The following is a 26,218-nucleotide window of genomic DNA, read 5'->3' as shown; positions in this document are numbered from 1 at the left end:
AGCTCAGGGCCGCCAGCGTCGCAGGTCGGTCTCCTTCTCGTACGCCTGCGGATCCGGATAGGTCAGCAACTCCACGGTCCCACCCCAGGGCGTACGGCAGTACACGAACCGGTTGCCCTCACCCGCCTCCGGCCCCGGCAGCGGCACCGGCTCCGACAGCCGCATGCCGCCCGCCTCCGCCACCAGGCGCAGCGCCTCCTCCAGGTCGTCCACGTACAGGGCGACGTGCTGCCACCCCAGATCGCACGGCAGCACCGCCCCGGCCTGCCGCGGCCCGCTGAACTCGAACAGCTCGATCCCGGGCCCGTTCGGCAGGCGCAACATGCGCACCGCCACCTCGGCCGTGCCCTGCGGCACCCCGAGCCGCCGCTCGGTCGCCCAGCCCCCCTTGGGCCCACGCGCGCGGGGGAGGGTGTCGTAGAGCACCTCGGCGCCGAACGCGCGGGCGAAGAACTCCGTGGCCACGTCGAGATTCGGCACGGTCACGCCGATGTGGTCGATGCCGCGAACGGTCATAGCCTGCCTCCTGTCCGGAACCTGCCGAGCAGGCCCAGTTCGTCCACGCATCGGCCGAGCCCGAGCGCCACACACTCCAGCGGCCGCTCCGCCCGGCGTACCGGCATGCACAACGTCTCGCGCAGCCGCCGCCCGAGGCCGGGCAGCAGTGCCCCGCCACCGACCAGCACCGCGCCCCGTTCCCCGAGGTCGGCGGTCAGTTCCGGAGGGCAGAGCTCCACGGTCTCCACCGCCGCCCGCGCGATCGACTCGACCGGAGGCCCGGTGGCCTCGAAGATCCGCTGTACGGGCAGCAGCAGCTCCCGCACCCGGCCGGTGTCGGGGTCGTGGGCCCGCACCACGATCTCCCGGTCGCCACCGCTCGCGCGGCGTTTGGCCGACTCGGCCTCCGCGTCGTTCAGCAGCAGCCCGTGCTCCTGCTCGACGTGGCGGGCGATGGCCCTGCTCACGGCCCGGCCGCCGTAGGGCACGGAGCCGGCCGCCACCACCGACTCCCCGGACAACACGGCGATCCGTGCGGCGTCGCGGCCGATGTCGATCACCATGTTCCCGGCGAAGTCCGTGAGCGTCAGCCCCGCCCCGAGCGCGGCCGCCAGCGCGTGCGGGACCAGCCGCACGGTCCTGGCCTCCGCCTCGTACGCCACGTCGTGCAGCGCCGCGCGGTCGATCGGGGTGGATTCGCCGGGCAGCGCCAGGACCAGTCGCGGCCTGGAGTACGGATGCCAGTGCACCTTGCGCAGGAAGTGCCGGATCATGCGCCGGGCCAGCTCGGCGTCGGCCGGCAGCCCGCCGCGGACCGGCCAGCACGTACGCGTGCCCCCGCCGAGGGCGGCGGCCTCCGACCCGAACCCGATGATCTTCCCTGTACGGCCGTCGCACATCACGGCCGAGGGTTCGTCCAGCACGATGCCCCTGCGCTTGACGTAGATCCGCGTGCTCGCGGCCCCAAGATCCATTGCCAGGTCACGCCCGAGGAGTCTCATCAAGGGAGCTATTTCCTGAGCCGCTCCAACACAACACCACGAACAGAGCGGTTCCCCTTTACCCGCGCCCGCGCGCCCGGGGCTGCGGGGTGAGTGGGGAGGGCACGTTCGTGGGGCATGGGCAGGGGCGTTCCGGCAGTCCGGATCCCGTTTTCCGGCTGCTGGCCTGCACCCGTGGCGCCGGACAAGCGGCCGGAAGCGTTCCGCGTACCTCAATGCAGTCTTGAGGCCGGTTTCGCGTCATAAGCAGTGCCGTGCGAAGCTGTGACTGTCCCCAACACCATGGAGGTCCTCATGGCGGAAACACCGGAGCCGGAAGTCGATGAAACTCCCGAGGACGAGATGAAGCGCAAGTTCCGCGAGGCACTGGAGCGCAAGCGTAGCCAGGCCGCCGGATCAGGCGCGGGTGGCAGGGGCGTCGACCCATCGAAGATCCACGGGGCGCACGGTCCGGCTGCGAGTAAAAGATCATTCAGGCGCAAGAGCGGCGGCTGAGGCTGGGATTTGACGGGGGTACGGCATGCCGTACCCCCTTTCTCTTTACCTACGTAGGTAGATCTTCGCCCGATTCATGATGAATCGTTTGCGTATGTCCGTTTCCGTGGCTACAGTAATCGCCATTACCAGCCGGTGACCCAGTCCTTACCCAAGACGGACGACCGGCTGGCGCCGAATCCCGAGCGATCGGGAACCGGGGACCCACGTCATGTTGGGGTGAATCCGGCCGCGCGCCGGTAGGGCATCTCCACGCCCGAACCCGTCAGCTAACCCGGTAGGCGTGATGGAGAGGACTGTTTCCCCCTATGCACCAGCGCGTCGTACCCCCAGGCCGCGTAGTGACGGCCGCCTGCTGAGCGGCCCCCTTCCCTAAGGCTCGTATCTTGCGCTCCGCGTAACGCCGGGTGCCCCGCCCGCTGCGCCCTTTTCCCCCGAGTGCAACCTCCCTGTCCCCTCGTGAAGGGTTTTTGCTGCTTCATGTCTGCCCGTTTTGGTTTGCGTTCCCTCGCCATGCTCACCGCCACCACCGTCGGCGCCCTGACCATCGCCGGCACGGCGGCCCACGCCGACACTGACACCGACCAGAAGGTCATGCTCAAGGGCTCGACCACGGCCTCCTACTTCTGGGACGACTCCTCCGGCCGCGCCGGTGACACGGGCCTGCCCGCCAGTGGCAAGCCGATGCAGAAGGGGATGGCCGCCAGCCCGAGCTGGCCGCTGCTGACCGAGGGTTACGTGGTCTACAAGGGCAAGAAGGCGCCGTTCTTCGTGGGCGACCGCGGGCCGGGAACGCCCTCCAACCGCGGCATCATGCTCGATCTCGACGCCAAGACGTTCGCCGAGCTGACCGGCGGCACGTTCAACTCCAGCACGCTGGGCGTGGACGACGCGGGCGGCCTGGGCCACATCGACGTCGAGTACGTCATCACCAAGTGGGGCGACGGCCCCGGCAAGAAGAACTACCCGGTCCCCTTCTCGACCCGCGCCTGGGCCGAGCGCGACGACAACCCGGCCACCCCGCCCGAGGCGGAGGAGGAGCCCGCCCCGCAGGGCGGCGGCATCGTCGGCGCCCCGGCCGCGCAGAAGAAGACCCAGGACGGCCAGGACAAGTCCGAGGCGTCCGGCGTCGTGGGCGGCGCGCTGATGGCCGGCGCCCTGGCCGTCGCGGGCGGCGGCGTGGTGCTCGGCGGCGAGCGCCTGCGCACCCTCTTCAAGCGCTGAACCCCGGGCGCGCGGACCGGCTCAGAGAAGCGCTTTACGTACTATCGACCAGAATGTCATTCTGGTCGTCGTGACCACCCGCGCAGCCGCGAACGGCATCGACATCGCGTACGAGAGCTTCGGCTCCCCCTCGGGACGCCCCCTGCTCCTCATCATGGGACTCGGCGCCCAGCTCATCCAATGGGACGAAGAGCTCTGCGAGCTTCTCGCGGAGCAGGGCCACCACGTCGTACGGTTCGACAACCGCGACGCGGGCCTGTCCACGCACCTCCACGACCTGGGCCTGCCCAAGTCGGGCACGCCCGCGCCGTACCTGCTGGACGACCTGGCGGACGACACGGCGGGCCTCATGGACGCGCTCGGCTGGCCCGCCGCCCACGTGGTGGGCGCCTCGATGGGCGGCATGATCGCCCAGACGCTGGCCATCCGCCGCCCGGAACGGGTGCTGACGCTGACCTCGATCATGTCCACGCCCGGCCCCTCCGTGGCGCCGCCCACGGAGGCCGCCGCCGCCGTGCTGATGCGCCGCCCGCCCGAGGGCCGCGAAGCGGTGGTCGAGCAGTCGGTACGCAACTGGTCGGTCATCGGCTCGCCCGCCTACGACCTGGACCCCGGCAAGCTCGCCGAGCGGGCCGGGCGGGCCTACGACCGGTGCTTCGACCCGGCGGGCACGGCCAGGCAGATGGCCGCCATCATGGCCTCGGGAGACCGCAGGGAGGCGCTGGCGCAGGTCCGGATCCCCACGCTGGTACTGCACGGCGAGGCGGACCCGCTGGTCCCGCTCGTGGGCGGCCAGGCGACGGCGGCGGCCGTGCCGGGGGCGCGGCTGGTGACCTACCCGGGGATGGGACACGACCTGCCCCGCGCGCTCTGGCCCGACTTCGCCGCCGAGATCACCAAACTGACTACGGCGTAAACCGCAACGTCGGGATGGCCCGCCCCGTCAAGGGCGGGCCACCGCGACGGAAGGTCAGACCTCCAGCTTCTCCTCGATGCCGCGGAGCTGGTGCCGCGCCATCGCCAGATTGGCCCGCCCGCGATCGAGCGCCAGGTAGAGGAACAGCCCCTTCCCCCCGCGTCCCGTGATCGGGCGAATGATGTGGTACTGCCCGCTCAACGTGATCAGGATGTCCTCGATGCTGTCCTTGAGGCCCAGCGAGTCCATCGTGCGGAGTTTGGCCTTGACCACCTCCGTGTTTCCCGCCGCGGCGACCTGCAGGTCCAGGTCCTTGGAGCCGCCGAGCGAGCCCAGCGCCATGCCGCTGCCGTGATCGACGATCGCCGCCCCCACGGACCCGTCGATCGACATCATCTCCTTGAGCGAGACGTCCATGCCGGCCATGCTTCTTCCTCCCTTGCGGTGGTTTCAGTGCTTTCGTGCTGCGACGGCGGCCACTCCGGCAGCCGTCTTCCTGCCCTCCAGCCGCAGCAGCCCGACGTTCGCGCCGGGTCCGGCCAGGACCGTGAGGACGATGGTGGGGCCGGCGGCGTAGAAGGCCACGAAGCCGGCGGTGCCGGAGATGAGCGTCTCCTCGAAATTGCCCTGTCCTGTGACGATCAGCATGCGCCTGCTCATCGCGAGCAGCGCCGCGGACAGCGCCGCCGCCTGGTCGCCCGTCCTGTCCTCCAGGTCGCAGGCGACGGGCAGGCCGTCCACGGTGCAGGCGACGCTGCCCCGTACGTCCGGCGTGCGCTCCCGCAGGAGCGTCATCTCCTCCAGGACCTCTTGTCGTAGCTCCACCGGTGGCCTCCTCCTGAGTGAGGGGAACCTCACGACAACTCCTCCAGCGCCTTCTTCAGCCGCATCAGCAGCGCCAGATCGGTCGGATCCCCGCTCACGGGCGGGCCCAGCGGCTGGGCCGCCGCCCCGGGATCGTGCGGCGGCCGCTCGGCGGAGGCGCGCCGCCTGGGCAGATCCGGGGGATCGGGCGGGGCCAGCAGCCCGGAGGCGGCCAGTTTCCTGACCGCCAGCAGGATCGGGTACGCGGGCCGCCCGATCTGCTTGGCCAGCTCCAGCGGCGTCACCTTGTGGTCGGCCCTGACGATGACCTCCCACTGGATCCGGCTCAGCGTCACCCCGTGGCCCGGCAGCCGGGGCAGCGGCCGTACCGGAAGGGAGTCCACGTCGGCGGAGGGCCAGATCTGGGCGAGTTGCGCCCGCCGCCGCGCGCACTCCCGCACCAGCCCCGGCACGTCGAAGAACCACTGCCCGCCCAGCCAGTGCCGCTCGCCCGGCCGGAACTTGGGCCGCGACCCGCTGTTGGGCAGCAGGAAGAAGGCCGCGTCCAGGACGCCCCCGAGCACCGCGTACTGCAGCTCGCCGTGGGTGAGCGGCCCTTCCGCGAGCAGCCGCGCACAGTCGCCGTCGGCCTGCAGCCGGCGCAGCGCCGTCTCGGTCATCAGCCCCCTGGCGGCGAGCAGGCGCTCGACGCTGGGAGCCATGGCGCACTCCATGTACGTCACGCGCCCGTCCGCGAGGAAGATCGTGCCGCTCCTGCCGACCTGGAGCGCGCCCGTGGACCGCTCGCGGGCGAGCCCGGCCAGGAGGGTGTCCAGCTTGCTCATGGCCTCACGTCGTCGTCAGCAGGCCGGTGATGGTGCGCAGGCGGTGCCTGGCCAGGGCGAGATTGGATCGTTCCAGGTCAAGGCGTACGTAGATGACCAGCGGCCCCTCGAAGACGGTTTCCAGCATGCGCAGCAGATGGTGGCCCTTGTCGGTGGTGACCAGCATGTCGTCGATGCGCACGACCTCACCGGGACACGTGCGGGCCAGGCCGTCGGTGGTGGCGCGCAGGGCCTCGGTGAGCGCGGCGGCCGACCTGTCGGCCTCCGCGCCCGATGCGCTGCTGAAGGCCACCGCCATGCCGCTGGTGTGGTCCACCAGCATGGCGTCCAATGCCCCTGGTATGGACATGACCTCTGCCAGGCAGGTGTCGATTCCGAGCACGTGACCCCTCCTCGCCGTGGTGGAACGCGTGACAGCGTAGGGGGAGGCGGGCACGTTCAGATGGCGGCCGGTCGCCGGTGTTGGGCTTTTATACGGCTACGGAGAATAAAACCAACCCCGTTGCGCAAATCTGTACGATTTATGAGAACTTCTCGCGACAAAAAGCCTATTCAGCGGGCGGTTCGTCGGGCAGCAGCGCCAATTCGTCCGGCTTGTGCACCAGCACCTTGTCCACGTACGACTTCACCGCCGTGCCCAGCCCCACATCGGAGCCGTCCTGCTCCGACAGGAACCAGCGGTGGTCCAGGATCTCGTGGAAGAGCTGCGCGGGCTCCAGCTTGCCGCGCATCCCGGCGGGGATGGCCTCGACGGTCGGCTGGAACACCTCCGCCAGCCACCGGTGCGCCACTATGGCCTCGTCCTCGTGCCGCAGCCCCTTGGCCACCCGGAACCCGTCGAGGTCGTTGAGCAGCCGGCGCGCCTGGTTCTCCTCGACGTCGAGCCCGGTCAGCCGCAGCAGCCGGCGCTGGTGGTGACCGGCGTCCACGACCTTGGGCCGCACGATCAGCCGGCCCGTGCCGACCTTGCGCCGCACCATCATCTCGGCCACGTCGAAGCCCAGCAGGTTCAGCCGCCTGATGCGCTGCTCCACGCGGTGCCAGTCCACCTCCTCGATGATCTCGCTCTCGTTGATCTCGTTCCACAGGCGGTGGTAGCGGGAGACGATGTCCTCGGCGGTCTCCATGGGGTCGATCGACGGGTGCAGCAGCCCGCCGGCCTCCAGGTCGAGCATCTCGCCGAAGATGTTGACGTGCGCGGTCTCGATGTCGGTCAGCCGCTGCCCCTCGCTGATCATCGGGTGCATGTCGCCGGTCTCGGCGTCCACCAGGTAGGCCGCGAACGCTCCCGCGTCCCGCCTGAACAGGGTGTTGGACAACGAGCAGTCGCCCCAGTAGAAGCCGTTGAGGTGCAGCCGGACGAGCAGCACGGCCAGCGCGTCCAGCAGCCGGGTGAGCGTGTCGGGGCGCAGGGTGCCGGACATGACCGCGCGGTAGGGGAGCGAGAACTGCAGGTGGCGGGTGATCAGGGCGGCGTCGAGGTCGTTCTCGCGGCCGGTGACGTAGGCGACGGGTTCCACGGAGGGGGCGTCGAGCCTGGCCAGGTCCCACAGGAGCTGGTACTCCCGCTTGGCGTAGCGCTCGCTGATCTCCTTGATCGCGTACACCTTGCCCGACAGCCGGGCGAAACGCACCACGTGCCGCGAGATGCCGCGCGGCAGATCGACCAGATGGTGCTGCGGCCAGTCTTGCAGGGGGACCTCCCAGGGGAGGCGGATCAGGTCAGGGTCGCCTAGCGCGCCAGTGATCTGCAGGGGCATTTGCTCAGGATATGGTGCATCGGTGGACGAGTTTCTCAAGTGGTACTTTTCTGACCGTCCCGTCGTCGCCGCCTCCCTGGGGGCCGACGGTTACGATCACACCCTCGGCGATTTCACCGCCTCCGCCTGGCAGACCCGCGAGCGTGAGCAGATCCTCTGGCTCGAACGGCTGTCGGCCGCCGAGGCGCCCACTCTGGACGACGCGATCGACAGGGACCTCGTCCTGTCGCAACTCCGGGGCTCGATCGCGATGTCCTCCTGGCCCGAGTGGCGGCGCGACCCCGCCGTCTACCTCGGGGCGATCTTCAACTCCCTGTACGCGCCCTTCCAGCGCCGCCTCAAGCCCGAGCCGGAACTGGTGGCCTCGGCCCTGTCCCGCCTGGCCGAGGTGCCCGGCGTGCTGGCGGCCTGCCGCGCCAACCTGGACCCGGACCTGGCCGCCCCGCTGCTGGTCAAGCGGGGTCTCGGCCAGGCGCGTACCGGCCGCAACTTCCTGACCCGCACGATCCCGTCCATGGTCCGGGACGAGGGCCTGAGCGCCAAGCTGGCCGCCGCCGCCGAGCCGGCCGCGCAGGCGTTCGACGAGCTCGTGGCCTACCTCGAAGGCTTCGAGTGCGGCGGCACCTGGCGGATGGGGGAGAAGCTCTACTCCACGCTGCTGCGCGAGCGCGAGTTGCTCGGCTACGGCGCGGCGGAGCTGCACCAGAAGGGCGAGGCCGCCTGGGCGGAGCTGGACGCGCGCATGCGCGAGGTGGCCGTCGGCGTCAACGGCACCCAGGACTGGCGGGCGGCCATGGAGTTCCTCATGGACGACCACCCGGCGACCCTGGCCGACATGCGGGCCGAGTACGAGGCCGAGACCCTGCGGGCCCGCGACTTCGTCCGCGACCGGGATCTGGTCACCTTCGCCGACGGCGAGGAGTGCCACGTGCTGCCGTCGGCCGAGTACACCCGGCCGGTGTTGTCGGTGGCGCACTACCTGTCCCCGCCGCCGCTCAGCGCCTCGCGGACGGGCATCTTCTTCGTGCCCTACACGCCCGACGACTTCACCCCCGAGCAGGTACGCCAGCGCCTGCGCACGAACTCGCGGGCCCAGATGCCCTCGATCGCCGTGCACGAGGCGTATCCCGGGCATCACTGGCACCTGTCGTACATGGCGGGCAATCCGCGTACGGTCAGGAAGGTCTTCAGGACGCCGTACTTCACCGAGGGCTGGGCCCTGTACGTGGAGAAGCTGCTGCACGAGCAGGGCTACTTCGACACCCCCGCCACCGAGCTGGCGCACCTGGACTGCCGCATCTTCCGGGCCGCCAGGATCGTCGTGGACACCGCGCTGCACTGCGAGGACATGTCGATCGAGGAGGCGGAGACGTTCATGGCCACCAAGGCGTCGCTGTCGCCGGGGACCGCCCAGGGCGAGGTCAACCGGTACTGCGCCTGGCCCACGCAGGCCCCCTCCTACCTCACGGGCGCGATCGAGATCGACCGCATCAGGGAGTCGTTCCAGGGCACGCCGAAGGAGTTCCACGACCGGATCGCGGGGTCGGGCGGGCTGCCGCTCGGGCTGGCCGAGCAGGCCGCGCTCTCATAGGGGCGGCGGGTTCAGCGTCCGCTCGACGACGGCGGCGAGCTGATCGTCGGTCAGGATGGTCGGCTTGCCGATGCTCAGCCCCCGCACGTACACCTCGCACAGCCACTCCAGCAGCCGGGTGGCCTCGAACGCCTCCTCCAGCGTCGCCCCGATGGTCATCCCGCCGTGGTTGGCCATCAGGGCGGCCCGCTTGCCGCCCGCCATCGCGGCGCGCACGTTGGCGGCCAGCTCGGGCGTGCCGTACGTGGCGTATTCGGCCACCCTGACCACCCCGCCCAGCAGCAGCGCGTTGTAGTGCACGGGCGGCAGCTCGGTCATCGTCGTGGCCACCACCGTGCCGAACACCGAGTGCGTGTGCACGATCGCCTGCGCGTCGGTGGTCTCGTAGACGGCCAGGTGCATGGGGGTCTCGCTGGAGGGCCGCAACTCGCCCGCCACCAGCCGGCCGCCCATGTCCACCACCGGGCACATCTCCGGCGTCAGCCGGTCGAGCGCGGCGCCCGAGGGCGTGACCGTGACCAGGTCGCCCTCGCGCACGCTGAGGTTGCCCGAGGTGCCGATGACCAGGCCGAGTTCGACGGCGCGGCGGCCGTACTCGCACAACTGCTCGCGAAGGCTCATGATGTCGTCGATCATAGGCGATCGAGGCTGCCCAGCATGATCCGCTCGACGTCCGCCCTCGCCAGCCGGCCCGGATAGAGCAGCAGGTGCAGGCTGAGCCCGTCGACCAGGGCGAGCAGCCGTTCGGTGAGATCGTCCAGGCCGTCGTCCGTGCTCAGCTCGCCCGCGTCGCGGGCCTGGACCAGCAGATCGTGTACGGCGGCGCGCAACTCTCCCGCCTCCGCCCGCTGCGTCTCGGCCAGCCGTTCCGAGGCCAGGCTCCGGCTCCAGAAGCTGACCTCCAGCCGGCTCTCCCGATCGCGCTCGTCATCCAGCGGCAGGTTGTCCAGCAGCACCTCACGCAGCGCCGCCAGCCCCGTCAGACCTTCGGCCTTCCTCATCAGCCGCTCGCGGATGCGCTCGTGCGAGTGACGCAGCGCGGACAGCAGGATCTCGTCCTTGTCGCCGAAGTAGTGGGCGAGCACCCCGTTGGAGTAGCCCGCCTCCTTGGCGATGGCGCGGGAGGTGGCGGCGTCGATGCCGTCCCTGACGATCACGCGGCCGGCCGCCGACAACACCTCGCGCCTGCGCTCGTCGTGATCGACGATTTTCGGCATCGAACCTCCCGTTGACTTTTTATTCGGACGTCTGTCTATATAAACTATGACCGTCGCCACAGTCGGCGTCCACATCGTCGACATTCTCACCCGGCCCGTCGAGCGCATCCCCGAGGGCCAGGACACCGTGCTGGTCGACCAGATCCGCCTCACCGCCGCGGGCGCCGCCGCCGGCACGGCGGTGGACCTGGTCAAGCTGGGCAACGACGTCATCACCATGGGAGCCATCGGTGATGACGAGCTCGCCGACTTCCTGCTGATGGTGCTGGCCAAACGGGGCGTGGACGCCTCGCGGCTGGTCCGCAGGACGGGGGAGCAGACGGCGGCCTCCATCCTGCCCATCAGGCCGGACGGCGGGCGTCCCAGCTTCCACGTGCCCGGCGCGAACCTCAGCGTCACCTACGCCGACCTGGACGCCGACGTGCTGCGCCGGGCCGGGGCCATTCACCTGGGCGGCATGGACGTCACCTTCGGCCTCGGCGACCCGGCCTTCTTCGAACTCCTGGACTCGGTGCGGTCGTCGGGGACCATCGTCACCATGGACCTGCTGTCGGAGATGCCGGACCTGCTGGGCATGGCCCGCGCGTTCCTGCCGCACGTGGACTACGTCCTGCCGAACGAGGCCCAGGCCCTGCTCATGACCGGCGAGCAGGACGCCGAGTCGGCCGCCCGCGCCCTGCTCGCCGACGGGCCGCTCGGCGTGCTGGTCACGCTGGGCGCGTCCGGCAGCCTGGTGGTCACGGAGGCGGGGACGGAGCACGTACCGGCCCTCAAGACGGACGTCTCGGACACCACGGGCTGCGGCGACGCCTACTGCGCCGGCTTCCTCACCGGGCTCCTGCACGACCGGGACGTCCCGACCGCCGCCCGCTGGGGCACGGCCGCCGCCGCCCGCGTCGCCACCGGCCTCGGCTCCGACGCCGGCCTCACCGACCTCGAATCCACCCTCAGCCTGCTGTAAAGGATCTTGACGATGACAGACGCCGAACTCCGCGCCCGCGCCGCGAAGGTCGTCCCCGGCGGCATGTACGGCCACCTCAACGCGGCCATCTTCGCCCCCGGCTACCCCCAGTTCTTCGAGCGCGGCGAAGGTTGCCGGCAGTGGGACGTGGACGGCCGCGAGTACATCGACTTCATGTGCAGCTGGGGCCCCGTCGTGCTCGGCCACCGGCACCCGCGCGTCGAGGAGGCCGCCGCCCGCCAGGCCGCCAGGGGCGACTGCCTCAACGGCCCCGGGCCGATCATGGTGGAGCTGGCGGAACTGCTGGTGGACACCGTGCCGAGCGCGGACTGGGCGATGTTCTCCAAGAACGGCACGGACGCCACCACGCAGGCCCTCATGGTCGCCAGGGCCGCGACCGGCCGTACGAAGGTGCTGCTGGCCCACGGCGCCTACCACGGGGCGGACCCCTGGTGCACGCCGTCTCTGTCCGGCACGACCCCGAACGAGCGGGCCGACCTGGTGGAGTTCGCCTACAACTCCCTGGAATCCCTGGAGGCCGCGGCGGCGACCGTCGAGGGGGACGTGGCGGCGATCATCGTCACGCCCTTCAAGCACGACTCGTTCGAGGACCAGGCGCTGGCCGAGCCCGCCTTCGCGCGCGGCGCCAGGGCGCTGGCCGACCGGCTCGGGGCGGCGCTGGTGATCGACGACGTGCGGGCCGGGTTCCGGATCGACCTGCGGGGCTCGTGGGAGCAGTACGGCGTGCGCCCCGACCTGACCGCCTGGTCCAAGGCGATGGCCAACGGCTACCCGATCGCCGCCGTCACCGGCACGGACGCGCTGCGCGGCCCGGCGCAGACGTTGTACTCGACCGGCTCGTTCTGGTTCTCGGCGGTCGCGATGGCCGCGGCCAAGGCGACCATCGAGACCCTGCGCGACACCTCCGGCATCGCCGCCATGGAACGCGCGGGCACGCAACTCAGGGAGGGCCTGTACGCGCAGGCCAAGACGCACGGCTTCGTGGTGAACCAGACCGGCCCGGTGACGATCCCGTGGCTCAGCTTCGACGGTGACGCGGACCTGTCGGTGGCGATGCACTGGAGCGACGCCTGCCTGCGGCACGGCGTGTACCTCCACCCCTGGCACAACTGGTTCATGTCCGCGGCCCACACCGAGGCCGACGTGGCGGCCGCCCTGGAGGGCACCGACCAGGCGTTCGCCGAGACCCGCGCCCATTTCGGCTGACCGGTAATGCTCCGATATTTGTGGACATGCGTTGGGTGATGACGCACCCAAATGAGGAGCTTACGTGGGAGTAGATCCCGAAAGCCGGTTCGAGGAGCTGTACGGCGCCTCGTACCGGCCACTGCTCGGGTACGCGTTGCGCCGCTGTCCGGATCCCGATGACGCGGCCGACGTGGTGGCCGAAACCTATCTGATCGCCTGGCGCAGGCTGGCGGAGGTCCCCCGGGGGGACGAGGCCAGGTTGTGGTTGTTCGGCGTGGCCAGGAAGGTGCTGGCCAACCAGCGGCGCGGCGAGCGGCGGCACGAGCGGCGCACCGAGGCCCTGCGCGCGCAGCTGGCCGCCTCGCCGCTCGTGGCCGAGTCGCCGGACCTCTCCCAGATGGGGCAGGTGTTCAAATCCCTGCCCGAGGACGACAGGGAACTGCTCGCATTGGTCGCCTGGGAGCGGCTGAGCCCCGGCGAGATCGCCAAGGTGCTCGGCGTGTCGGCCAACGTCGTGAGAGTACGGCTCTACCGCGCCCGCAGGCGCTTCGCCCGCCGCCTGAACGAGGCCGGGATCGCGCACTCGCATGCCGTCGCCTTTGAAGGGAGCACGTTGTGAACATCGCCGATCTGGCCCGCGTACGTGATGAGGACCTGGCGGGGGAGCCCGTGGGGCAGGCGTCCGGCGCGGGGGCGCGGGCGCTGATGGAGTCGATCATGTCCTCCGAGCGCGAGCCCGTGCGCCGGCGCTCCCCGGTGCGGCGCGGTATCGGGTTCGGGGTGGTGGCCGCCGGGCTGGCCGCCGCGCTCGTCGTCTGGACCCCGTTCGGCGGCCCGGCCACCGAGTACGCCAACGCCGCCGTCTCGCTCAAGGCCGGCGAGGACTCCATCGAGGTCGTCATCAACGACCCCGAGGCCGAGGCCGGGAAGTTCACCGAGGCGTTCCGTGCCGTCGGCCTGGACGCGGAGGTGAAGAAGGTCCCGGTGGCCCCGGAAGACGTGGGCCGCCTGATCGGCCCGGCCACGCCTGGGAATTTCCCGGAGGGCACCGGCGTGACCAAGACCTTCCAGGTCGAGGGCTGCTCGTCCGCGTGGTGCGGCACGGTCTCCATGCCCGTCGACTACACCGGGAAGCTGATCTTCGGGGTCGGCAGGCCGGCCGAACCGGGAGAGCGCTATGCCCACTCGGCCCGGTTCTCACCCGAACCTGGGAGCCTTTCCGACCGCTACAACCCGTATGGCACGCCCGTCGCCGAGGTCAGGACCGAGATGGAACGCGCCGGGATGAGGATCGCCTATGTGGTGATGTGGTCCAATCCGGATGGCAGTGGTGACGGATACGCAGTCGCGGCGGAGCACGTCAAGGACGACTGGATGGTCGACTCCGTACGGAAGACCGCCTCCGACGCCGTAACCGTCGGCGTCACCGCCCCCGCAGACCTGCCCAGGAACTCGCTGCCCCGGGCCGAGACGGGCGTGCGCGCCTGGTGGCTGGACTGACCTACGAGCGTCGCCGCGACTCCTCGGCCGCCCAGGTGAAGACGCCCTTCGCCATCAGCGACAACTCGTTCGCCGCCCTGGCGGAGAACACCTCCGCGCGCACGCGGTGCACCCCCGCGTCGTCCGGAGCCGCCAGGGCGGCCATCTCCGCCAGGTGCCCCGCCAATCGTTCGTCGCCGCCGGAAAGGGCCTGCAACGCGGCGTCCGCGAGAGCCGCGGGACCGCCCGCCAGTCCGGCCACCGATTTCGCCAGAACGGCGTCGGGAGCGGGCTTGAGATTGGCCGGATTTCCGTCGTACCAGCCGCCGTAAAGGCGCCACATATTGCGTACGACGAATTCCGGCTCGTCATATCGGGCCCGCAGATAGGGCCGGTCGGAAAGGTGGGCCGGCGGGCGTACGGAATGCACGATCTCGTCGAGCCGCGCGCCCGCGTTGAGCAGGTCCAGGGTCTGCGTGACGAGCGATTCCAGCCATTGCGCCGTCTCCAGCAGCGCCTGCCTGATGCGGTCGCGGCCGAAGATGGGGGCGCCGTGGCTGGGCAACATGATCTCGGCGTCCAGAGCGGCCATCCGGTGCAGCGCGTGCACCCATTCCCGGGGATAGCGCTGCACCTTCTGCGGATTCCCGCAATTGGGAGTGACCCAGATGAACAGGTCGCCGGGGAGCAGCAGCCGGTGCTCGGGCACGTAGCCGATGGTCGCGTCGTCGGTCTCGCCCTTGGCGTGCAGCAGGTCGAAGGTCAGCTCGCCGCGCCGCACGGTCAGGGCGTCGGTGTAGGTGACGTCGGGGTGCCGGTATTCGGTCGGCCAGCGCAGGTTCGGTGCCTGGAACTGGCGCTGGTTGATCACCGCGTTGTAGCCATTGGTCAGCAGATATCGCTCGAAACGATCGCCGACCGCTTTATGGGCATAAACGGTGGCTCGCGTGCCCTCCTCCTCGAACGGGCCCGTGCCGAAGACGTGGTCGATGTGGCCGTGCGAGTAGAAGGCGGTCGTCAGCGGCGCCCGCGACCAGGCGCGTACGTCCTGGTGCAGCTTGGTGGCCGACATTGGGCTGCTGGTGTCGAACAGCAGCAGCTCGCCCCCGGTCTCGAAGGCGATCACGTTCCCGAATCCCGGCCACCAGCCGAGCCCGTCGGCGATCGTGATGACGCCTTTGCCGTTCATGCCCGAGTCAACGATGCTGTCGTCGGATTCGCCGTGCCACACCCGGTCCGCGTACTCCACAATCATGCGACCCACTCTGCTTCTAGAACCCCGTTCTAAGCAAGGCATCACTACGGCAAGGTCACGTCTCGATCGCGCCCCCTTGACGCGCGTCGGAGGCCGTTCGTACGTTGCGGGCAAACGTTTAGGAAACTTTCCTAATTCAGGAGCCCCCCCATGACCCACCCCGGTGAGATCACGCGGCGACAGCTCATACACCGGATCGGCCTGACCGCGTTGGCCGCCGGACCCGGCGCGGGCCTGCTGAGCGCCTGCGCCACCGCCGGCACGGGAGGCGAGCCCACCGCCGCCCCCGCCACCTCGCTCGCGGCCTCGGCCGATCCGAAGAACCCCTTCGGCGTGGACGCCAGGAAGCCGCTCGAAGTCGTCATCTTCAGCGGCGGTTACGGCGACGCCTACGCCAAGGACCTGCACGAGGAGCAGTACAAGAAGGCGTTCCCCGGCGTCACGATCAAGCACACCGCCACCCAGGAGATCGGCACCCTGCTGCGCCCGCGCCTGGTCGGCGGCGACGCGCCCGACGTGATCAACAACTCCGGCCCCAAGTCGATGGACCTGGCCGCGCTGGCCGCCGAAGGGGCCCTGGCCGACCTGACCCCGCTGTTCGACGCGCCCTCGATCGACGACCCGGCCAAGAAGGTGCGCGACACGATCACCCCGGCCGTGATCATCAACGCCCAGGTCACGGGCAAGGACCTGGTGCTGAACTACACGGTCTCGCACCGCGCGCTCTGGTACAACGCCAAGCTGTTCGCCACCAGGGGCTGGACGGTGCCGACGACCTGGCAGGAGTTCACGGCGCTCGGGGAGACGGCCAAGAAGGAGGGCATCCTGCTCTTCGCCTATCCGGGGCAGAAGGGCCCGTACTACCAGCTCTGGAACGCCCTCTACACCGCCGCCAAGATCGGCGGGAACCAGGTCATCCTCGACATCGACAACCTGGTCGACAACGCCTGGCTCGCCGAGCCGATGAAGCGGGCGGTCACCGTCTGGGCGGAGATCCAGGCGAAGTACGGGGACAAGGCGTACTTGGGCCTCGACCACACCCAGACCCAGATCAAGCAACTGCAGAACAAGGTGCTGTTCTACCCCGTCGGCTCCTGGGTCGAGAACGAGATGGTCAAGGACAAACCCGACGACTTCGAGTACGCCATCGCCCCCATCCCCGAGGTCACCGGCACCGACAAGATGCCGTACGGCGCCATCCAGGTGGGTGTCGGCGAGAACTTCGTGGTCGCCGCCAAGGGCAAGAACCCGCAGGGCGGCCTGGAGTACCTGCGCATCATGCTCTCCAAGGAAGGCGCCCGCGCCTTCACCGAGAAGACCAAGAACGTCACGGTCGTGAACGGCGCGACCGAGGGCGTCAGCCTGCCCGCCGGCCTCATGAGCGCCGCCAAAGCCCAGGACAAGGCCGGCCAGAACATCATCACCGAGGCGCGTTTTGAAGGCTGGTACAAGGAGCTCTTCGACTACGCCACCGAGCAGACCAACGTGCTGATGGCGGGCCGCATCACCCCGGACGAGTTCTGCGCCAACGTGCAGAAGAAGGCCGACGGCATCAAGAAGGACGACTCGGTCACCAAGCAGACGCGGAGCCAGTAGCAACATGGAGCGGTTGCGCAAGTACGGGTTCGTCGCCGGGTTTCTCGCCGTGCCCCTCGTGCTCTACACGGTCTTCGTCATCAGCCCCTACCTCCAGGCCTTCCAGCTCGCCCTGACGAGCTGGAACGGCTACAGCTCGGTCGTGAACTACGTCGGGCTGGACAATTTCGGCCGGTTGCTGGCGGACGAGGTCTTCTGGCGGGCCCTGCGCAACCACGGAATCCTGCTGCTGGTGCTGCCGCTCACCACAATCGTCATCGCGCTCTTCTTCGCCTTCCTGCTCAATCTCGGCGGCGGGCCGCGCGGCACCGGAATGCGCGGCATCTGGGGGTCGAAGTTCTACCGGGTGGTGTTCTTCTTCCCCCAGGTCCTGGCCGTGGCCGTGGTCGGGGTGTTGTTCCAGGCCGTCTACCGGCCCGACGAGGACGGCGTCATCAACGGCCTGCTGGCCAGGTTCGGCATCGAGCCCGTCGGCTGGCTGATCGAGCCGGACCTCGCCCTGTGGTCCATCATCGCGGTGATGGTCTGGCAGGCGGTCGGCTTCTACGTGGTGCTGTTCTCGGCGGGCATGGCAGCCATTCCCAAGGACTATTTCGAGGCGGCCGCGCTGGACGGCGCCAATCGTCTCCGGTTGTTCTTCTCGATAACGCTGCCGCTGCTGCGCGACACCATCCAGGTCGGCTGGATCTATCTGGGCATCGCGGCCTTCGACGGATTCGCGCTCATCCAGGTGCTGGCGGGGGACAAGGGCGAACCCGACGGCGCGACGACCATTCTGCCGATCACCATCTACAACACCGCCTTCTCCTACCAGAAGGTCGGCTACGCCTCCGCGATGGGCGTGGCCCTGTTCTTCCTCACCGTGACGTTCGCGGTGCTGACATTGCGTACGACCAGGCGCGAGAGGATTGAGCTGTAGATGGCCACGCGTAAGGAAAAGGGCGCCGGCGTGCTGGGCGGGCTCTCCCACGTGGCGCTGGCGATCTGGGCGCTGCTGATCATCGCGCCGCTCTTGTGGACGTTCCTGGCCTCGTTCAAGAACAACACCGAGATCTTCGGCGACCCGCTGCAACTGCCGGGGGCGTTGCGGCTGGACGCGTGGGGCCGGGCGTGGGACACGGCGCACATCGGGCAGTACATGCTCAACACCGTCGTCGTCGTGCTGTTCGGCACGGCGGGCACGATGGTGTTCGGGTCGATGGCGGCGTACGTGCTGGCGCGTTACCGCTTCGCCGGCAGCCGGCTGATCTACTACTACTTCGTGGCCGGGCTGGCGTTCCCGGTCTTCCTCGCACTCGGGCCGCTGTTCTTCGTGGTCAAGTCGGTGGGCCTGCTGAACTCGCACGTCGGGCTGGTGCTGGTCTACATCGCCTACTCGTTGCCGTTCACGGTGTTCTTCCTGGCGGCGTTCTTCCGCACGCTGCCGGAGGCCGTCGCCGAGGCCGCCCTCATCGACGGCGCCTCGCACACGCGTACGTTCTTCCAGATCATGGTCCCCATGGCCAGGCCCGGCCTGATCAGCATCACCATCTTCAACGTGCTCGGGCAGTGGAACCAGTACCTGCTGCCCCTCGTGCTGCTGGCCGGAGCCCCGGAGAAATGGGTGCTCACCCAGGGCATCGCCAGGATCTCCACGCTGGCCGGCTATGAGGCGGACTGGCCGGGACTGTTCGCCGCCCTGTCCATCACGATCCTGCCCGTGATGATCGTCTACATCATCTTCCAGCGGCAGATCCAGTCCGGGCTCGGCTCGGGCGCGCTGAAGTAATGTGGCCACATGGACGTCGAGAGCAAGCTCAGCGACCTGCCCGAATGGCGGCGCGAAGGCGACGAGATCAGGCGCACGGTCAGCGCGCCCGACTTCCCCGCGGCCATCCGCATCGTGGACGAGATCGCGGTCAAGGCCGAGGAGCTCAATCACCACCCCGACATCGACATCCGCTGGCGCACGCTGCACCTGGCCCTCACCACCCACGACAAGGGCGGCCTGACGGACCTGGACTTCACGCTCGCCGCCATGATCGACGACATCGCGGCCAGGCACGGCGGGTAAATTACCCCACGTGTCGGGCCGGTCACTCACTAGAGTGGGTGTCCTCTCGGAGCCCTCACGCCGTAGGGGCTCGACTCATGGGGGTCTCATGCGCGTGCCCGCACTCCTGCTCATCCTGACCACCGCACTGGCCGGCGGCTGCGCGGGCCCACCGGCCCCGGCCGTCCCCGAGGCGCAGAACGCCAAGCAGTCCCCGGAGGAGACGGTCAACCTCAACGCCGCCGGGGAGTTCAGCGACGACGACACCGCGGCCATCGCCTTCGACCGCAAGCTCGCCCCCCGGGGCTCCCAGGCCAGCGTCACCGTGGAGTCCTCCGGCGGCCAGACCCGCACCTCGCTCGTCGTCGAGGGCCTGCTCCCCGACCGCCGCTACGGCGCCCACCTGCACGTCAACCCCTGCGGCCCGAAGCCCGACGCCTCGGGCCCGCACTACCAGCACCACCCGGGCCAGATCGACGCCAAGAGCGAGGTCTGGCTCGACTTCACCACCGACGCCGAGGGCGCGGGCCGCTCCAGCGCACGCCAGGACTGGACCCTGGAACGCTCCAAGCTCCCGGGCTCACTCGTCATCCACGCCAAGCCCACCACAACCTCGGGCCCACAGGCCGGCCAGGCCGGAGACCGCGTGGCCTGCCTGACCCTGAAGTAGGACCTGACTCCGTAATCATTCCCCGTGGTAGAGCCGTTCGAGATCCACGAGCTGGATGCGGCCGCCGCTCCCGTCGGCGGCCGCACGGAGCGCGGGCATGAAGCCGGCGCCGCTGAACAGGGTGATGGCGTTCGGCTCCCGGCCCTTGGCCCGCAGCACCGCCGCGATCTGCTCCATCCGTTCGAGGTGGGCCATTCCCATCGTGTCGCCCCACTTCGCCTCGCCGATGGCCAGGATGTTGCCGTCGGCGTCCATCGAGACCAGGTCCACCTCGTGATTGGCGCGGGACGAGGGGTCGTGCACGACGCCGGACAGCACCTGTACGGCCATGCCACCCAGCGTCTCGTCGGCGGCCATGGAATGAGCCCAGGTCCTGCACATGTGCTCGAAGACCGGCCCGGCCACGGCACTGCGGAAGCGGGGCTGAGCGGCTTGCCACAGGCGTTCGGTCCGGCCCGGTCGTACCTGTTCGAGCTGGGCGTAAACAGGTCTCATGACCGAGTGGTAGAAGCGGACCAGCGGCTCGGTAATGCGGTAGGCCGAGCGGTTCTGCCGGAACGCGTCCGGCTCGACACTCAGCAGTCCCGCGTCGGCGAGCACGGTCAGATGATGCGAGATGTCGGTCGCCTTGCGCTCGATCCTGCTCGCGATGGCACCTCGGGTGCAGTTGCCTTCGGCGACCGCGGCCAGGACCGTGTGGTACAGACCGGTGTTGGTGAGCGTCGGATCCTCCGCCAGCAGGGCTCTGACCTCCCTGAAGAGCGGGCTGGCCGGGCTGAGGACGTGTTCGATCACCCAGCCGTCGAAGTCCTCCCGGCGAGCGGGTGCGGCGCCCCGCAGGAACTCGGACTTGTACGCCGGCGTCCCGCCCACGATCAGGTAGACGAGCGCGGCGAGTCGCAGATCGTCCAGCCCCCAGAACTCCCGGGCGGCCCGGTAGTCGAAGGTCGGCACGATCAGCTCCAGTGACGCCCGGCCGCGCAGCGGTGCGCTGCCCATCAACAGATTGCCCATGAACGAGATCGACGAGCCGCACAGCAGGATCCGCGCCCTGGATTCGACCCGTTCCCTGCGCCGGGGGGACAGCGCCCGCTGAATGAGCGACGGCAGTTCCGGAGCCCCGTGCACCATGTAGGGAAACTCGTCGAGGACCACGGGCATGGGCCGGTCGGCGCCGAGTGAGAGCAGGGCGTCGATGGCCTCCTCCCAGTGCGCGAAGCGGATCTTCCCCGGTGAGCCGACGTGGCGCCCCACGGCGTCGCCGAGTTGCCTGAGCGCCTCTCGGCTGGGCATGGTCTCCGTCGCCGAGTAATAGAAGCCGCCGGTGGCCTCGCACAGCGCCTCAAGCAGGAACGTCTTTCCCTGCCGTCTCCTGCCCGACACGACGCCGAGACTGGCCCCGGGCTCGGTGTCGGAGACGAATCTTGTGAGCTGGGCCCACTCCCACGTGCGGTCGAACATGTCGGCCGGCCTCGGAAGACGCATGAGCTCCCCTCCTGTTAGGAGTGCAATTATAAGAAGTGCACTCCTAAAAAGAGGGGAACTCGCCCCTGTCAGCCCTTCCTGGCCAGACCGAAGGCGGTGCGGACGACGCCGAGCTGCTCCGACTGCACCGCCGGCTTGATCGGCTCGTTCGGGTCGATCGCCATCGTGGTCACGACGTACGTCTTCCCCTCGGAAGTACGCGCCATGAAGCTCAGGTCCAGCACCCCCGGCTCCGAGCCGCCCTTGAACCACACCGTCGGCCACTGCTTCCTGTCCAGCCCGAGCGCCGCGTCGTTGATCGACATGGCCTCACCGATGCGCTTGTCGCCCAGCTTGACCAGCTCCCCGTAGGCCCGGCAGATGTCGTTCGGGGAGGCGTAGAACTCCACCGAATCCAGATCGCGGGGCTTCGTCCACATCTGGACCTTCGACAGCGGCTCCTTGGCCAGCACCTTGTCCAGGTAGGCCCGCTTCGCGGCAGTGCTCAGCGACTTGTACTTCTTGGTGTGGGTGGGATAGTCCACGCCCTTGAAGACGAACAGGTCGCGCGTCGTGATGAGCGGCGAGTTGCGCTTGTCGGCCACGCCCCACGCCCGCATCGTGCGCTCGACCGCCTTGCGGCCCACCTTGTGGATCAGCAGGTCGGTGGCGGTGTTGTCGCTGATGGAGATCATCAGCTTGGCGGCTTCCAGCACGGAGACCTTGGTGCCGTCGGGGCGGTCCTGGAGCACGCCGGACGGCAGGCTCTTGAGCTCGTCCTTGATCGTGATCTGGCTGTCCCAGCCGAACTTGCCGCGCTTGATCTGGTCGGCCACCGTGCCCAGCACGTACAGCTTGACCATCGACCCGAGCGGGCGCGCCTTGCCGGCGGCGACGGCGTGCACGGTGCGGCACCTGCCGTTGCCGGTCAGTTCGGCCGCCAGCAGGCCGCTGTCCGGGGAGGCCGTGCTCATCCGCTTGTCGATCTCGGCCCAGGTTTTCGGGTCCGGCTGTCCGAACTGCAGGCCGACGATCACGCCCGCGGTGTCCACGGTGATCTCGGCGTTGCTCGTCGTGGCGCCCGCCGTGACCTCGGCGAGCAGGTACTGGTTCTGGGAGGACAACACGCGCCGCACCTGCATGCCCTTGACGCTCGCCAGCGCCTCGTTGACCTGCGCGGGCGGGACGGCCTTGAGGAAGTCGGGCGAGAAGTGCCCGGCCAGTTCGTCGTCCGGGATCGGCGTGCGGTTGACCGCGTCGAGCAGCCAGGTCAGCTGCTTGCCCGCCAGGGTGTCCGGGATCGTGGGAGCGGCCACGCTGCCGGCCGAGGCCGTCTGCGTGGCGTACACGGGGCCGGGCTGGGACACGCAGGCCGTCATGGTGATCGCCACCGCGGCCGCCGAGAGGAGCCGGGCGGGCTTCGACGGGGTTTTCATGGGAGAAAGGCTCCTTCGCGAATATCGACTTCGTGCCTCAAGCCAAGCCTGCCAGGTGGATCGCCGCCACCAAGCGGGCCGCCGTTTCCCGTGGTGGGGGTGGCCATATGAAATGTGCGGATAACCTCATAGACGCAGATCCGCACGCTCATCACGATAGGGCGCTATGAGTTCCAGGCTGGTGGCAGGCCCGCTGGCGTTGATCGCCATCGTCGGCAGCGTGACCGGCGCGATCTTGGAGACCGGGCTACCCGTCCCCGCGACGCACTGGGTGTACATCGTCGCCTCCCTGCCCCTGCCCGCGCTGGGCTGGCTGCTGGCCGTCAGGCGCCCCGAGCTCCGCTACGGCTGGCTGCTCCTGGCCGCCGGGCTCTGCTTCGGGCTCGGCACGCTCGGCACGGGGTTGTCGCTGCACGGCTTCATCGGCATCGGCTCCCGGCTCAGCGCCCTGTTCGCCGGCTTCTACGGCCTGAGCTGGATCTTCATACCCCTGCTGTTCCCCGACGGGCGGCTGCCCTCGCGCCGGTGGCGGGCCGTGGCGTGGATCTCGGGCGTCGCGGTCGTGGTGCACGGGGCGGGCATCCTGCTGAGCGGTTTCACCCTGCACCGGCCCACCGCCGTGTTGTCGGGCCCGGGCCAGGTCGCGATGCTCGTCTCGGCCGCCGCGCAGTTCGTCACGTGGATCATGGCGGTGATCGTCTTCGCCGGGCTGCTCGTCCGCTGGCGCCGCAGCAGCCGGGAAGAGCGCGGCCAGTACGCCTGGATGGTCGGCGGCGCGGCGGCGACCGCGGTGGGCGCGGTGCTGATGATGGCGTTCAACCTGGGCGGCTTGCGCTCTCCCGTCATCGGGCTGGTCGGAATCGTGGCCGTGGCCGGGGGGCTGCCCGCCGCGATCGCCGCGGCGATCGTCCGGCACCGGCTGCTCGACCTGCGGGTCGGCATCAGGGGATCGCGCCTGCACCTGGTGTTCGACCTGCGCCCCACGGCGGACGAGGTGCTGTCCGACCTCGGCACGGTGCTGGAGGGCACCTCCGAGCCGGTGGAGCAGGTCAGCCGGCTGGCCGCGGCGGTGCGTACCGGGCTGGAGCTGCGGTGGGCGGCCGTGACGCTCGCGGACGGCACCCGCGTCGTCTCGGGCAGGCAGGAGGGCCGGGCGGTGCTGGAGTTGCCGGTACGCGGCGGCCTCGGACGCATCGAGTGCGGCCCCAGGGAGAGCGGCCGCCTGACCAAGGTGGACCGGCGTCTGCTGCAGGCATTGGCCGTGCCCGCCGGGCTGGCCATCCAGAGCGCCGGCCTGGTCACCCGCCTGGTCAACGCCCAGGAGGCCGAACGCCGCCGCATCGAGCGCAACATCCACGACGGCGTACAGCAGCAGGTCGTCGCCCTGATCGCCGGCCTGGAGCTGGCCAGGGCCACGGGCGCGGGCCCCGACATGCTCACCCACCTGCGCGAACAGGCCCGCCAGACATTGGAGGACCTGCGCGAGCTGGCCGCCGGCATCCACCCGTCCTCGCTCACGCAGGGCGGCCTGGTGGAGGCCGTGGAGGAACGCTGCTCCCGCCTGCCCGTACGCACGACCGTCACCGCGCCGCCGCCGCTGCGCTCGCGCCGCTTCTCCGACGAGATCGAGGGCGCGATGTACTTCACGGTGAGCGAGGCCGTGGCCAACGCGCTCAAACACGCCGGCGCCACCACCATCGAGGTGCGCCTGACGCAGGAGGACGGCCGCCTGCGCGCCACGGTGGCCGACGACGGCAAGGGTTTCGACCCGCACACGACGGGCCGCAGAGGTCTGGCCACGCTCGCCGACCGGCTCGACGCGCTCGGCGGCGGCCTCGGCGTGGACAGCGAGCCGGGAAGGGGAACGCAGGTGAACGCGTGGGTGCCGGTCGATGGGTGAGCTGATCCGTACGGTGGTGGCCGACGACCACTACCTGGTACGCGAGGGCACCAGGCAGTTGCTGGAGATGTCCGGAGAGGTGACGGTCGTGAGCACGGTGGGCAGCGCCGACGAGCTCCTGGACGCCGTGCGCAGGCTCGGCCCCGACGTCGTGATCACCGACATCCGGATGCCGGGAGGGGAGTGGCGGCAGGGCTTCGAGGGCATCGACGCCTCCCATCGCATCCGCTCCGCGCATCCGGAGGTCGGGGTGGTGGTGTTGTCGCAGTTCTCGGACGCGTTGTTCGCCTTCGAGCTGTTCAAGCACGGCACCGAGGGGTTCGCGTACCTGCTCAAGGACCGCGTGGGCGACCTGGACGAGCTGCTCGGGGCGATCAGGGCGGTGGCCTCGGGCGGTTCCGTCATCGACCCGAAGGTGGTCGAGGGCCTGCTGGCCAGGCGCGACGTGCGCGGCCAGCGGGAGGACCTGACCACCAGGGAGCGGGACGTGCTGCGCGAGATGGCCCACGGCCGGACGAACTCCGCCATAGCCCGCGCCCTGCACCTGTCGGTCTCCTCGGTGGAGAAGAACGTGAACTCCATCTTCACCAAGCTCGGCCTGGAGAACAGCGGCGACGTGCACCGGCGGGTCGCCGCCGTTCTGGCCTACCTGGGCCCCGACCCGTCCTGACCGATCAGCGGGTGCGGTAGGCCAGGCGCCGCAGCAGGATCTCGGCCGGGCCGCGGTGGCCGACGCGCCGCATCAGGTCGGCGATGGACAACGAGAGCAGCCAGGTCGCCGCGGCCACCAGCGTGGCGCCCGCCAGGCCCAGGTGGTCCTGCAGGCCCAGCCCGTAGGGGTAGAAGAGCAACACGAACACGATGGACTGGAAGAGGTACAGGCTCATCGAACGCTGGCCGAGCGCCTCGACCATCGTCGTCAGCCGGTTGCGCCGCCGCCCGGCCCGGATCGCGACCAGGGCGACCAGGGCCGCCAGGCCGATGCCGCCCGCGAAGCCGGCGAAGGGCTGGATCAGCGCCGCCGCCCACACGGCCCCGGCCGGCGGCTCGGTCCACAGCCCGGCCTGGAGGAACGCGGCGGGCACGGAACCGGCCACGGACACGACGGTGGTGATCACGGCGGTGCGGACCAGCAGGCCGCGGTGCCGTACGGGCTCCTCCAGGTAGCGCCGCCGCGCCGCCCACACGCCCAGCAGCACGCCGGGCACGACCCCGACCAGCGCCACGACCAGCCCGATGGGCCAGGCGATGAGCCGATCGAGGAACATCACTCCGATGTCCTGCCCGCCCGCGGCCATGCCGGCCGCCTCCCAGGTCGAGTTGCCACTCGACAGCGGGAACCACATTCCGGCCCCGATCATGGCGGTGCCCGGCACCAGGGTGAGCCCGGCCGTCCACAGCAGGGCCCGGTCGCCGCGCCGCAGCAGGCCGGCCAGCAGGACGGCGGCGAGCCCGTACACGGAGAGGATGTCGATCGGCACCAGCAGCGCCGTGTGCGCGAACCCGATGGCCACCAGCCACCACCCGCGCCTGCGCAGCAGCTTGCGCACGCTCACCCAGTCGGCGCCGGGGCGGTCGAGCTGCTTGTTCATGAGCTGCACCAGCGCGTACCCGAACAGGAAGGCGAACATCGGCCGCGCGTGGTTGTTGACGAAGAGCATGTGGAAGAAGTCGGTGATCGTGTTCAGCAGCGCGGGCCCGCGATCGACGTCGGTCACGAACAGCGGCGCGTGCGCGAACGCGATGGCCAGCAACATCGCACCCCTGGCCAGGTCCGGAGCCAGCGCCCGCCCGGCGGGGGGCGCAGTAGCGGTGGCGGGGGCGACGCGCGATCGCGCCGTCGCCTCGATAGACGTGGTCATGTG

The 26,218-nt window shown here is 69.9% G+C and carries 27 protein-coding genes, 1 pseudogene and 1 riboswitch; of the genes and pseudogenes, 15 read left to right on the top strand and 13 right to left on the bottom strand.

Going from position 1 to position 26,218, the window contains the following annotated elements:
- Window positions 1-3: 3 nt before the first annotated feature.
- Both AB0I81_RS18480 and AB0I81_RS18475 read right to left on the bottom strand, forming a co-directional pair.
- On the bottom strand, window positions 4-516 hold the full coding sequence (locus tag AB0I81_RS18480; protein ID WP_360657906.1) for a VOC family protein: 513 nt from the start codon (window positions 514-516) through the stop codon (window positions 4-6).
- Entirely contained in the window at window positions 513-1,499 is a 987-nt protein-coding gene (locus AB0I81_RS18475; protein WP_360657903.1) for a rod shape-determining protein, read from the bottom strand. Before AB0I81_RS18475 ends, AB0I81_RS18480 begins: the two co-directional genes overlap by 4 nt.
- A 294-nt stretch (window positions 1,500-1,793) precedes the next feature.
- On the opposite strand from AB0I81_RS18475, the gene AB0I81_RS18470 reads away from it, so the two are divergent.
- The 3 genes and pseudogenes from AB0I81_RS18470 to AB0I81_RS18460 all read left to right on the top strand — a co-directional run bounded on the left by AB0I81_RS18470 (window position 1,794) and on the right by AB0I81_RS18460 (window position 4,134).
- Complete coding sequence (locus AB0I81_RS18470; protein ID WP_360657900.1) at window positions 1,794-1,994, top strand: DUF5302 domain-containing protein; 201 nt, start codon at window positions 1,794-1,796, stop codon at window positions 1,992-1,994.
- A 162-nt stretch (window positions 1,995-2,156) separates the two neighbouring features.
- Window positions 2,157-2,293, top strand: a riboswitch (cyclic di-AMP (ydaO/yuaA leader).
- Between the two features lie 295 nt (window positions 2,294-2,588).
- Window positions 2,589-2,954, top strand: a pseudogene (locus AB0I81_RS18465) (hypothetical protein); the annotation flags it as partial.
- Between the two features lie 334 nt (window positions 2,955-3,288).
- A complete protein-coding gene (locus AB0I81_RS18460; RefSeq protein ID WP_360657897.1) occupies window positions 3,289-4,134 on the top strand; it encodes an alpha/beta fold hydrolase in 846 nt (281 codons plus the stop codon).
- A gap of 54 nt (window positions 4,135-4,188) precedes the next feature.
- On the opposite strand, the gene AB0I81_RS18455 is transcribed toward AB0I81_RS18460, so the two are convergent.
- The 5 genes from AB0I81_RS18455 to AB0I81_RS18435 form a co-directional block, all read right to left on the bottom strand.
- Window positions 4,189-4,560, bottom strand: a complete 372-nt coding sequence (locus tag AB0I81_RS18455) for a hypothetical protein (protein ID WP_360657894.1) — start codon at window positions 4,558-4,560, stop codon at window positions 4,189-4,191.
- Window positions 4,561-4,584: 24 nt separating this feature from the next.
- Window positions 4,585-4,959 carry a roadblock/LC7 domain-containing protein gene (locus AB0I81_RS18450; RefSeq protein ID WP_360657891.1) on the bottom strand — a complete coding sequence of 125 codons (375 nt, stop codon included), beginning with the start codon at window positions 4,957-4,959 and terminating at the stop codon, window positions 4,585-4,587.
- A gap of 29 nt (window positions 4,960-4,988) precedes the next feature.
- A complete protein-coding gene (locus AB0I81_RS18445; protein ID WP_360657888.1) occupies window positions 4,989-5,783 on the bottom strand; it encodes a hypothetical protein in 795 nt (264 codons plus the stop codon).
- Between the two features lie 4 nt (window positions 5,784-5,787).
- Window positions 5,788-6,165, bottom strand: a complete 378-nt coding sequence (locus tag AB0I81_RS18440; protein ID WP_360657885.1) for a roadblock/LC7 domain-containing protein — start codon at window positions 6,163-6,165, stop codon at window positions 5,788-5,790.
- Between the two features lie 166 nt (window positions 6,166-6,331).
- Window positions 6,332-7,543: a DUF4032 domain-containing protein gene (locus tag AB0I81_RS18435; protein ID WP_360657882.1), complete on the bottom strand. Its 1,212-nt coding sequence runs from the start codon at window positions 7,541-7,543 to the stop codon at window positions 6,332-6,334.
- Window positions 7,544-7,565: 22 nt separating this feature from the next.
- Between AB0I81_RS18435 and AB0I81_RS18430 the strand changes: the two genes are divergently transcribed.
- Complete coding sequence (locus AB0I81_RS18430) at window positions 7,566-9,134, top strand: DUF885 domain-containing protein (protein WP_360657879.1); 1,569 nt, start codon at window positions 7,566-7,568, stop codon at window positions 9,132-9,134.
- On the opposite strand, the gene AB0I81_RS18425 is transcribed toward AB0I81_RS18430, so the two are convergent.
- Window positions 9,129-9,770 (bottom strand): class II aldolase/adducin family protein, encoded by a 642-nt coding sequence (locus AB0I81_RS18425; protein WP_360657876.1) that lies wholly within the window; start codon window positions 9,768-9,770, stop codon window positions 9,129-9,131. The two genes, AB0I81_RS18430 and AB0I81_RS18425, sit on opposite strands and share 6 nt — an antisense overlap.
- On the bottom strand, window positions 9,767-10,351 hold the full coding sequence (locus AB0I81_RS18420; RefSeq protein WP_360657873.1) for a TetR/AcrR family transcriptional regulator: 585 nt from the start codon (window positions 10,349-10,351) through the stop codon (window positions 9,767-9,769). Before AB0I81_RS18420 ends, AB0I81_RS18425 begins: the two co-directional genes overlap by 4 nt.
- A gap of 46 nt (window positions 10,352-10,397) precedes the next feature.
- Between AB0I81_RS18420 and AB0I81_RS18415 the strand changes: the two genes are divergently transcribed.
- From AB0I81_RS18415 to AB0I81_RS18400, 4 genes are all read left to right on the top strand, one after another.
- Complete coding sequence (locus tag AB0I81_RS18415; protein WP_360657871.1) at window positions 10,398-11,312, top strand: carbohydrate kinase family protein; 915 nt, start codon at window positions 10,398-10,400, stop codon at window positions 11,310-11,312.
- 12 nt (window positions 11,313-11,324) lie between these two features.
- Complete coding sequence (locus AB0I81_RS18410) at window positions 11,325-12,539, top strand: aminotransferase class III-fold pyridoxal phosphate-dependent enzyme (protein WP_360657869.1); 1,215 nt, start codon at window positions 11,325-11,327, stop codon at window positions 12,537-12,539.
- Between the two features lie 64 nt (window positions 12,540-12,603).
- Window positions 12,604-13,140 carry a sigma-70 family RNA polymerase sigma factor gene (locus AB0I81_RS18405; RefSeq protein WP_360657866.1) on the top strand — a complete coding sequence of 179 codons (537 nt, stop codon included), beginning with the start codon at window positions 12,604-12,606 and terminating at the stop codon, window positions 13,138-13,140.
- On the top strand, window positions 13,137-14,021 hold the full coding sequence (locus AB0I81_RS18400) for a hypothetical protein (RefSeq protein WP_360657863.1): 885 nt from the start codon (window positions 13,137-13,139) through the stop codon (window positions 14,019-14,021). The genes AB0I81_RS18405 and AB0I81_RS18400 overlap by 4 nt, the downstream gene beginning before the upstream one ends.
- A 1-nt stretch (window position 14,022) precedes the next feature.
- Here the strand turns inward: AB0I81_RS18400 and AB0I81_RS18395 are convergent, their stop codons facing one another.
- The gene (locus AB0I81_RS18395; RefSeq protein WP_360657860.1) at window positions 14,023-15,255 is read right to left on the bottom strand and encodes an alkyl sulfatase dimerization domain-containing protein; all 1,233 of its coding nucleotides are present in this window, start codon (window positions 15,253-15,255) and stop codon (window positions 14,023-14,025) included.
- Between the two features lie 150 nt (window positions 15,256-15,405).
- Between AB0I81_RS18395 and ngcE the strand changes: the two genes are divergently transcribed.
- The 5 genes from ngcE (at window position 15,406) to AB0I81_RS18370 (ending at window position 19,553) form a co-directional block, all read left to right on the top strand.
- Window positions 15,406-16,851, top strand: coding sequence for an N-acetylglucosamine/diacetylchitobiose ABC transporter substrate-binding protein (gene ngcE, locus AB0I81_RS18390; protein WP_360657858.1), 1,446 nt, complete (start codon window positions 15,406-15,408; stop codon window positions 16,849-16,851).
- Between the two features lie 4 nt (window positions 16,852-16,855).
- A complete protein-coding gene (locus AB0I81_RS18385; RefSeq protein ID WP_360657855.1) occupies window positions 16,856-17,770 on the top strand; it encodes a sugar ABC transporter permease in 915 nt (304 codons plus the stop codon).
- Window positions 17,771-18,619: a carbohydrate ABC transporter permease gene (locus AB0I81_RS18380; RefSeq protein ID WP_360657851.1), complete on the top strand. Its 849-nt coding sequence runs from the start codon at window positions 17,771-17,773 to the stop codon at window positions 18,617-18,619.
- A gap of 9 nt (window positions 18,620-18,628) precedes the next feature.
- The gene (locus AB0I81_RS18375) at window positions 18,629-18,904 is read left to right on the top strand and encodes a 4a-hydroxytetrahydrobiopterin dehydratase (RefSeq protein WP_360657848.1); all 276 of its coding nucleotides are present in this window, start codon (window positions 18,629-18,631) and stop codon (window positions 18,902-18,904) included.
- Between the two features lie 88 nt (window positions 18,905-18,992).
- On the top strand, window positions 18,993-19,553 hold the full coding sequence (locus AB0I81_RS18370; RefSeq protein ID WP_360657845.1) for a superoxide dismutase family protein: 561 nt from the start codon (window positions 18,993-18,995) through the stop codon (window positions 19,551-19,553).
- A gap of 15 nt (window positions 19,554-19,568) precedes the next feature.
- Here the strand turns inward: AB0I81_RS18370 and AB0I81_RS18365 are convergent, their stop codons facing one another.
- Window positions 19,569-21,038, bottom strand: coding sequence for a DUF234 domain-containing protein (locus AB0I81_RS18365; protein WP_360657842.1), 1,470 nt, complete (start codon window positions 21,036-21,038; stop codon window positions 19,569-19,571).
- Between the two features lie 68 nt (window positions 21,039-21,106).
- The gene (locus AB0I81_RS18360) at window positions 21,107-22,453 is read right to left on the bottom strand and encodes a serine hydrolase (protein WP_360657840.1); all 1,347 of its coding nucleotides are present in this window, start codon (window positions 22,451-22,453) and stop codon (window positions 21,107-21,109) included.
- 166 nt (window positions 22,454-22,619) lie between these two features.
- Here AB0I81_RS18360 and AB0I81_RS18355 point away from each other — a divergent pair, with 166 nt between their 5' ends.
- Both AB0I81_RS18355 and AB0I81_RS18350 read left to right on the top strand, forming a co-directional pair.
- The gene (locus AB0I81_RS18355) at window positions 22,620-24,353 is read left to right on the top strand and encodes an ATP-binding protein (RefSeq protein ID WP_360657837.1); all 1,734 of its coding nucleotides are present in this window, start codon (window positions 22,620-22,622) and stop codon (window positions 24,351-24,353) included.
- Window positions 24,346-25,023, top strand: a complete 678-nt coding sequence (locus tag AB0I81_RS18350) for a response regulator transcription factor (protein ID WP_360657834.1) — start codon at window positions 24,346-24,348, stop codon at window positions 25,021-25,023. Before AB0I81_RS18355 ends, AB0I81_RS18350 begins: the two co-directional genes overlap by 8 nt.
- Window positions 25,024-25,027: 4 nt before the next feature.
- Here the strand turns inward: AB0I81_RS18350 and AB0I81_RS18345 are convergent, their stop codons facing one another.
- Window positions 25,028-26,215, bottom strand: a complete 1,188-nt coding sequence (locus AB0I81_RS18345) for a DUF418 domain-containing protein (RefSeq protein WP_360657831.1) — start codon at window positions 26,213-26,215, stop codon at window positions 25,028-25,030.
- Window positions 26,216-26,218 lie beyond the last annotated feature (3 nt).

Source organism: Nonomuraea sp. NPDC050404, assembly GCF_040655495.1.
Taxonomy (GTDB): domain Bacteria; phylum Actinomycetota; class Actinomycetes; order Streptosporangiales; family Streptosporangiaceae; genus Nonomuraea.
The sequence above is the reverse complement of the archived record's forward strand: the minus strand, read 5'-3'. Positions and strand labels throughout refer to the sequence as shown.

Excerpts from the sequence above, each read along its gene's own strand:
- AB0I81_RS18425 (WP_360657876.1), bottom strand. The coding sequence starts at position 9,770 with ATGATCGACGACATCATGAGCCTTCGCGAGCAGTTGTGCGAGTACGGC.
- AB0I81_RS18410 (WP_360657869.1), top strand. The coding sequence starts at position 11,325 with ATGACAGACGCCGAACTCCGCGCCCGCGCCGCGAAGGTCGTCCCCGGC.
- AB0I81_RS18375 (WP_360657848.1), top strand. The coding sequence starts at position 18,629 with ATGGACGTCGAGAGCAAGCTCAGCGACCTGCCCGAATGGCGGCGCGAA.
- AB0I81_RS18385 (WP_360657855.1), top strand. The coding sequence starts at position 16,856 with ATGGAGCGGTTGCGCAAGTACGGGTTCGTCGCCGGGTTTCTCGCCGTG.
- AB0I81_RS18360 (WP_360657840.1), bottom strand. The coding sequence starts at position 22,453 with ATGAAAACCCCGTCGAAGCCCGCCCGGCTCCTCTCGGCGGCCGCGGTG.
- AB0I81_RS18345 (WP_360657831.1), bottom strand. The coding sequence starts at position 26,215 with ATGACCACGTCTATCGAGGCGACGGCGCGATCGCGCGTCGCCCCCGCC.
- AB0I81_RS18480 (WP_360657906.1), bottom strand. The coding sequence starts at position 516 with ATGACCGTTCGCGGCATCGACCACATCGGCGTGACCGTGCCGAATCTC.
- AB0I81_RS18475 (WP_360657903.1), bottom strand. The coding sequence starts at position 1,499 with ATGAGACTCCTCGGGCGTGACCTGGCAATGGATCTTGGGGCCGCGAGC.
- AB0I81_RS18365 (WP_360657842.1), bottom strand. The coding sequence starts at position 21,038 with ATGCGTCTTCCGAGGCCGGCCGACATGTTCGACCGCACGTGGGAGTGG.
- AB0I81_RS18380 (WP_360657851.1), top strand. The coding sequence starts at position 17,771 with ATGGCCACGCGTAAGGAAAAGGGCGCCGGCGTGCTGGGCGGGCTCTCC.
- AB0I81_RS18435 (WP_360657882.1), bottom strand. The coding sequence starts at position 7,543 with ATGCCCCTGCAGATCACTGGCGCGCTAGGCGACCCTGACCTGATCCGC.
- AB0I81_RS18420 (WP_360657873.1), bottom strand. The coding sequence starts at position 10,351 with ATGCCGAAAATCGTCGATCACGACGAGCGCAGGCGCGAGGTGTTGTCG.
- AB0I81_RS18415 (WP_360657871.1), top strand. The coding sequence starts at position 10,398 with ATGACCGTCGCCACAGTCGGCGTCCACATCGTCGACATTCTCACCCGG.
- ngcE (WP_360657858.1), top strand. The coding sequence starts at position 15,406 with ATGACCCACCCCGGTGAGATCACGCGGCGACAGCTCATACACCGGATC.
- AB0I81_RS18470 (WP_360657900.1), top strand. The coding sequence starts at position 1,794 with ATGGCGGAAACACCGGAGCCGGAAGTCGATGAAACTCCCGAGGACGAG.
- AB0I81_RS18455 (WP_360657894.1), bottom strand. The coding sequence starts at position 4,560 with ATGGCCGGCATGGACGTCTCGCTCAAGGAGATGATGTCGATCGACGGG.
- AB0I81_RS18355 (WP_360657837.1), top strand. The coding sequence starts at position 22,620 with ATGAGTTCCAGGCTGGTGGCAGGCCCGCTGGCGTTGATCGCCATCGTC.
- AB0I81_RS18370 (WP_360657845.1), top strand. The coding sequence starts at position 18,993 with ATGCGCGTGCCCGCACTCCTGCTCATCCTGACCACCGCACTGGCCGGC.
- AB0I81_RS18350 (WP_360657834.1), top strand. The coding sequence starts at position 24,346 with ATGGGTGAGCTGATCCGTACGGTGGTGGCCGACGACCACTACCTGGTA.
- AB0I81_RS18395 (WP_360657860.1), bottom strand. The coding sequence starts at position 15,255 with ATGATTGTGGAGTACGCGGACCGGGTGTGGCACGGCGAATCCGACGAC.
- AB0I81_RS18445 (WP_360657888.1), bottom strand. The coding sequence starts at position 5,783 with ATGAGCAAGCTGGACACCCTCCTGGCCGGGCTCGCCCGCGAGCGGTCC.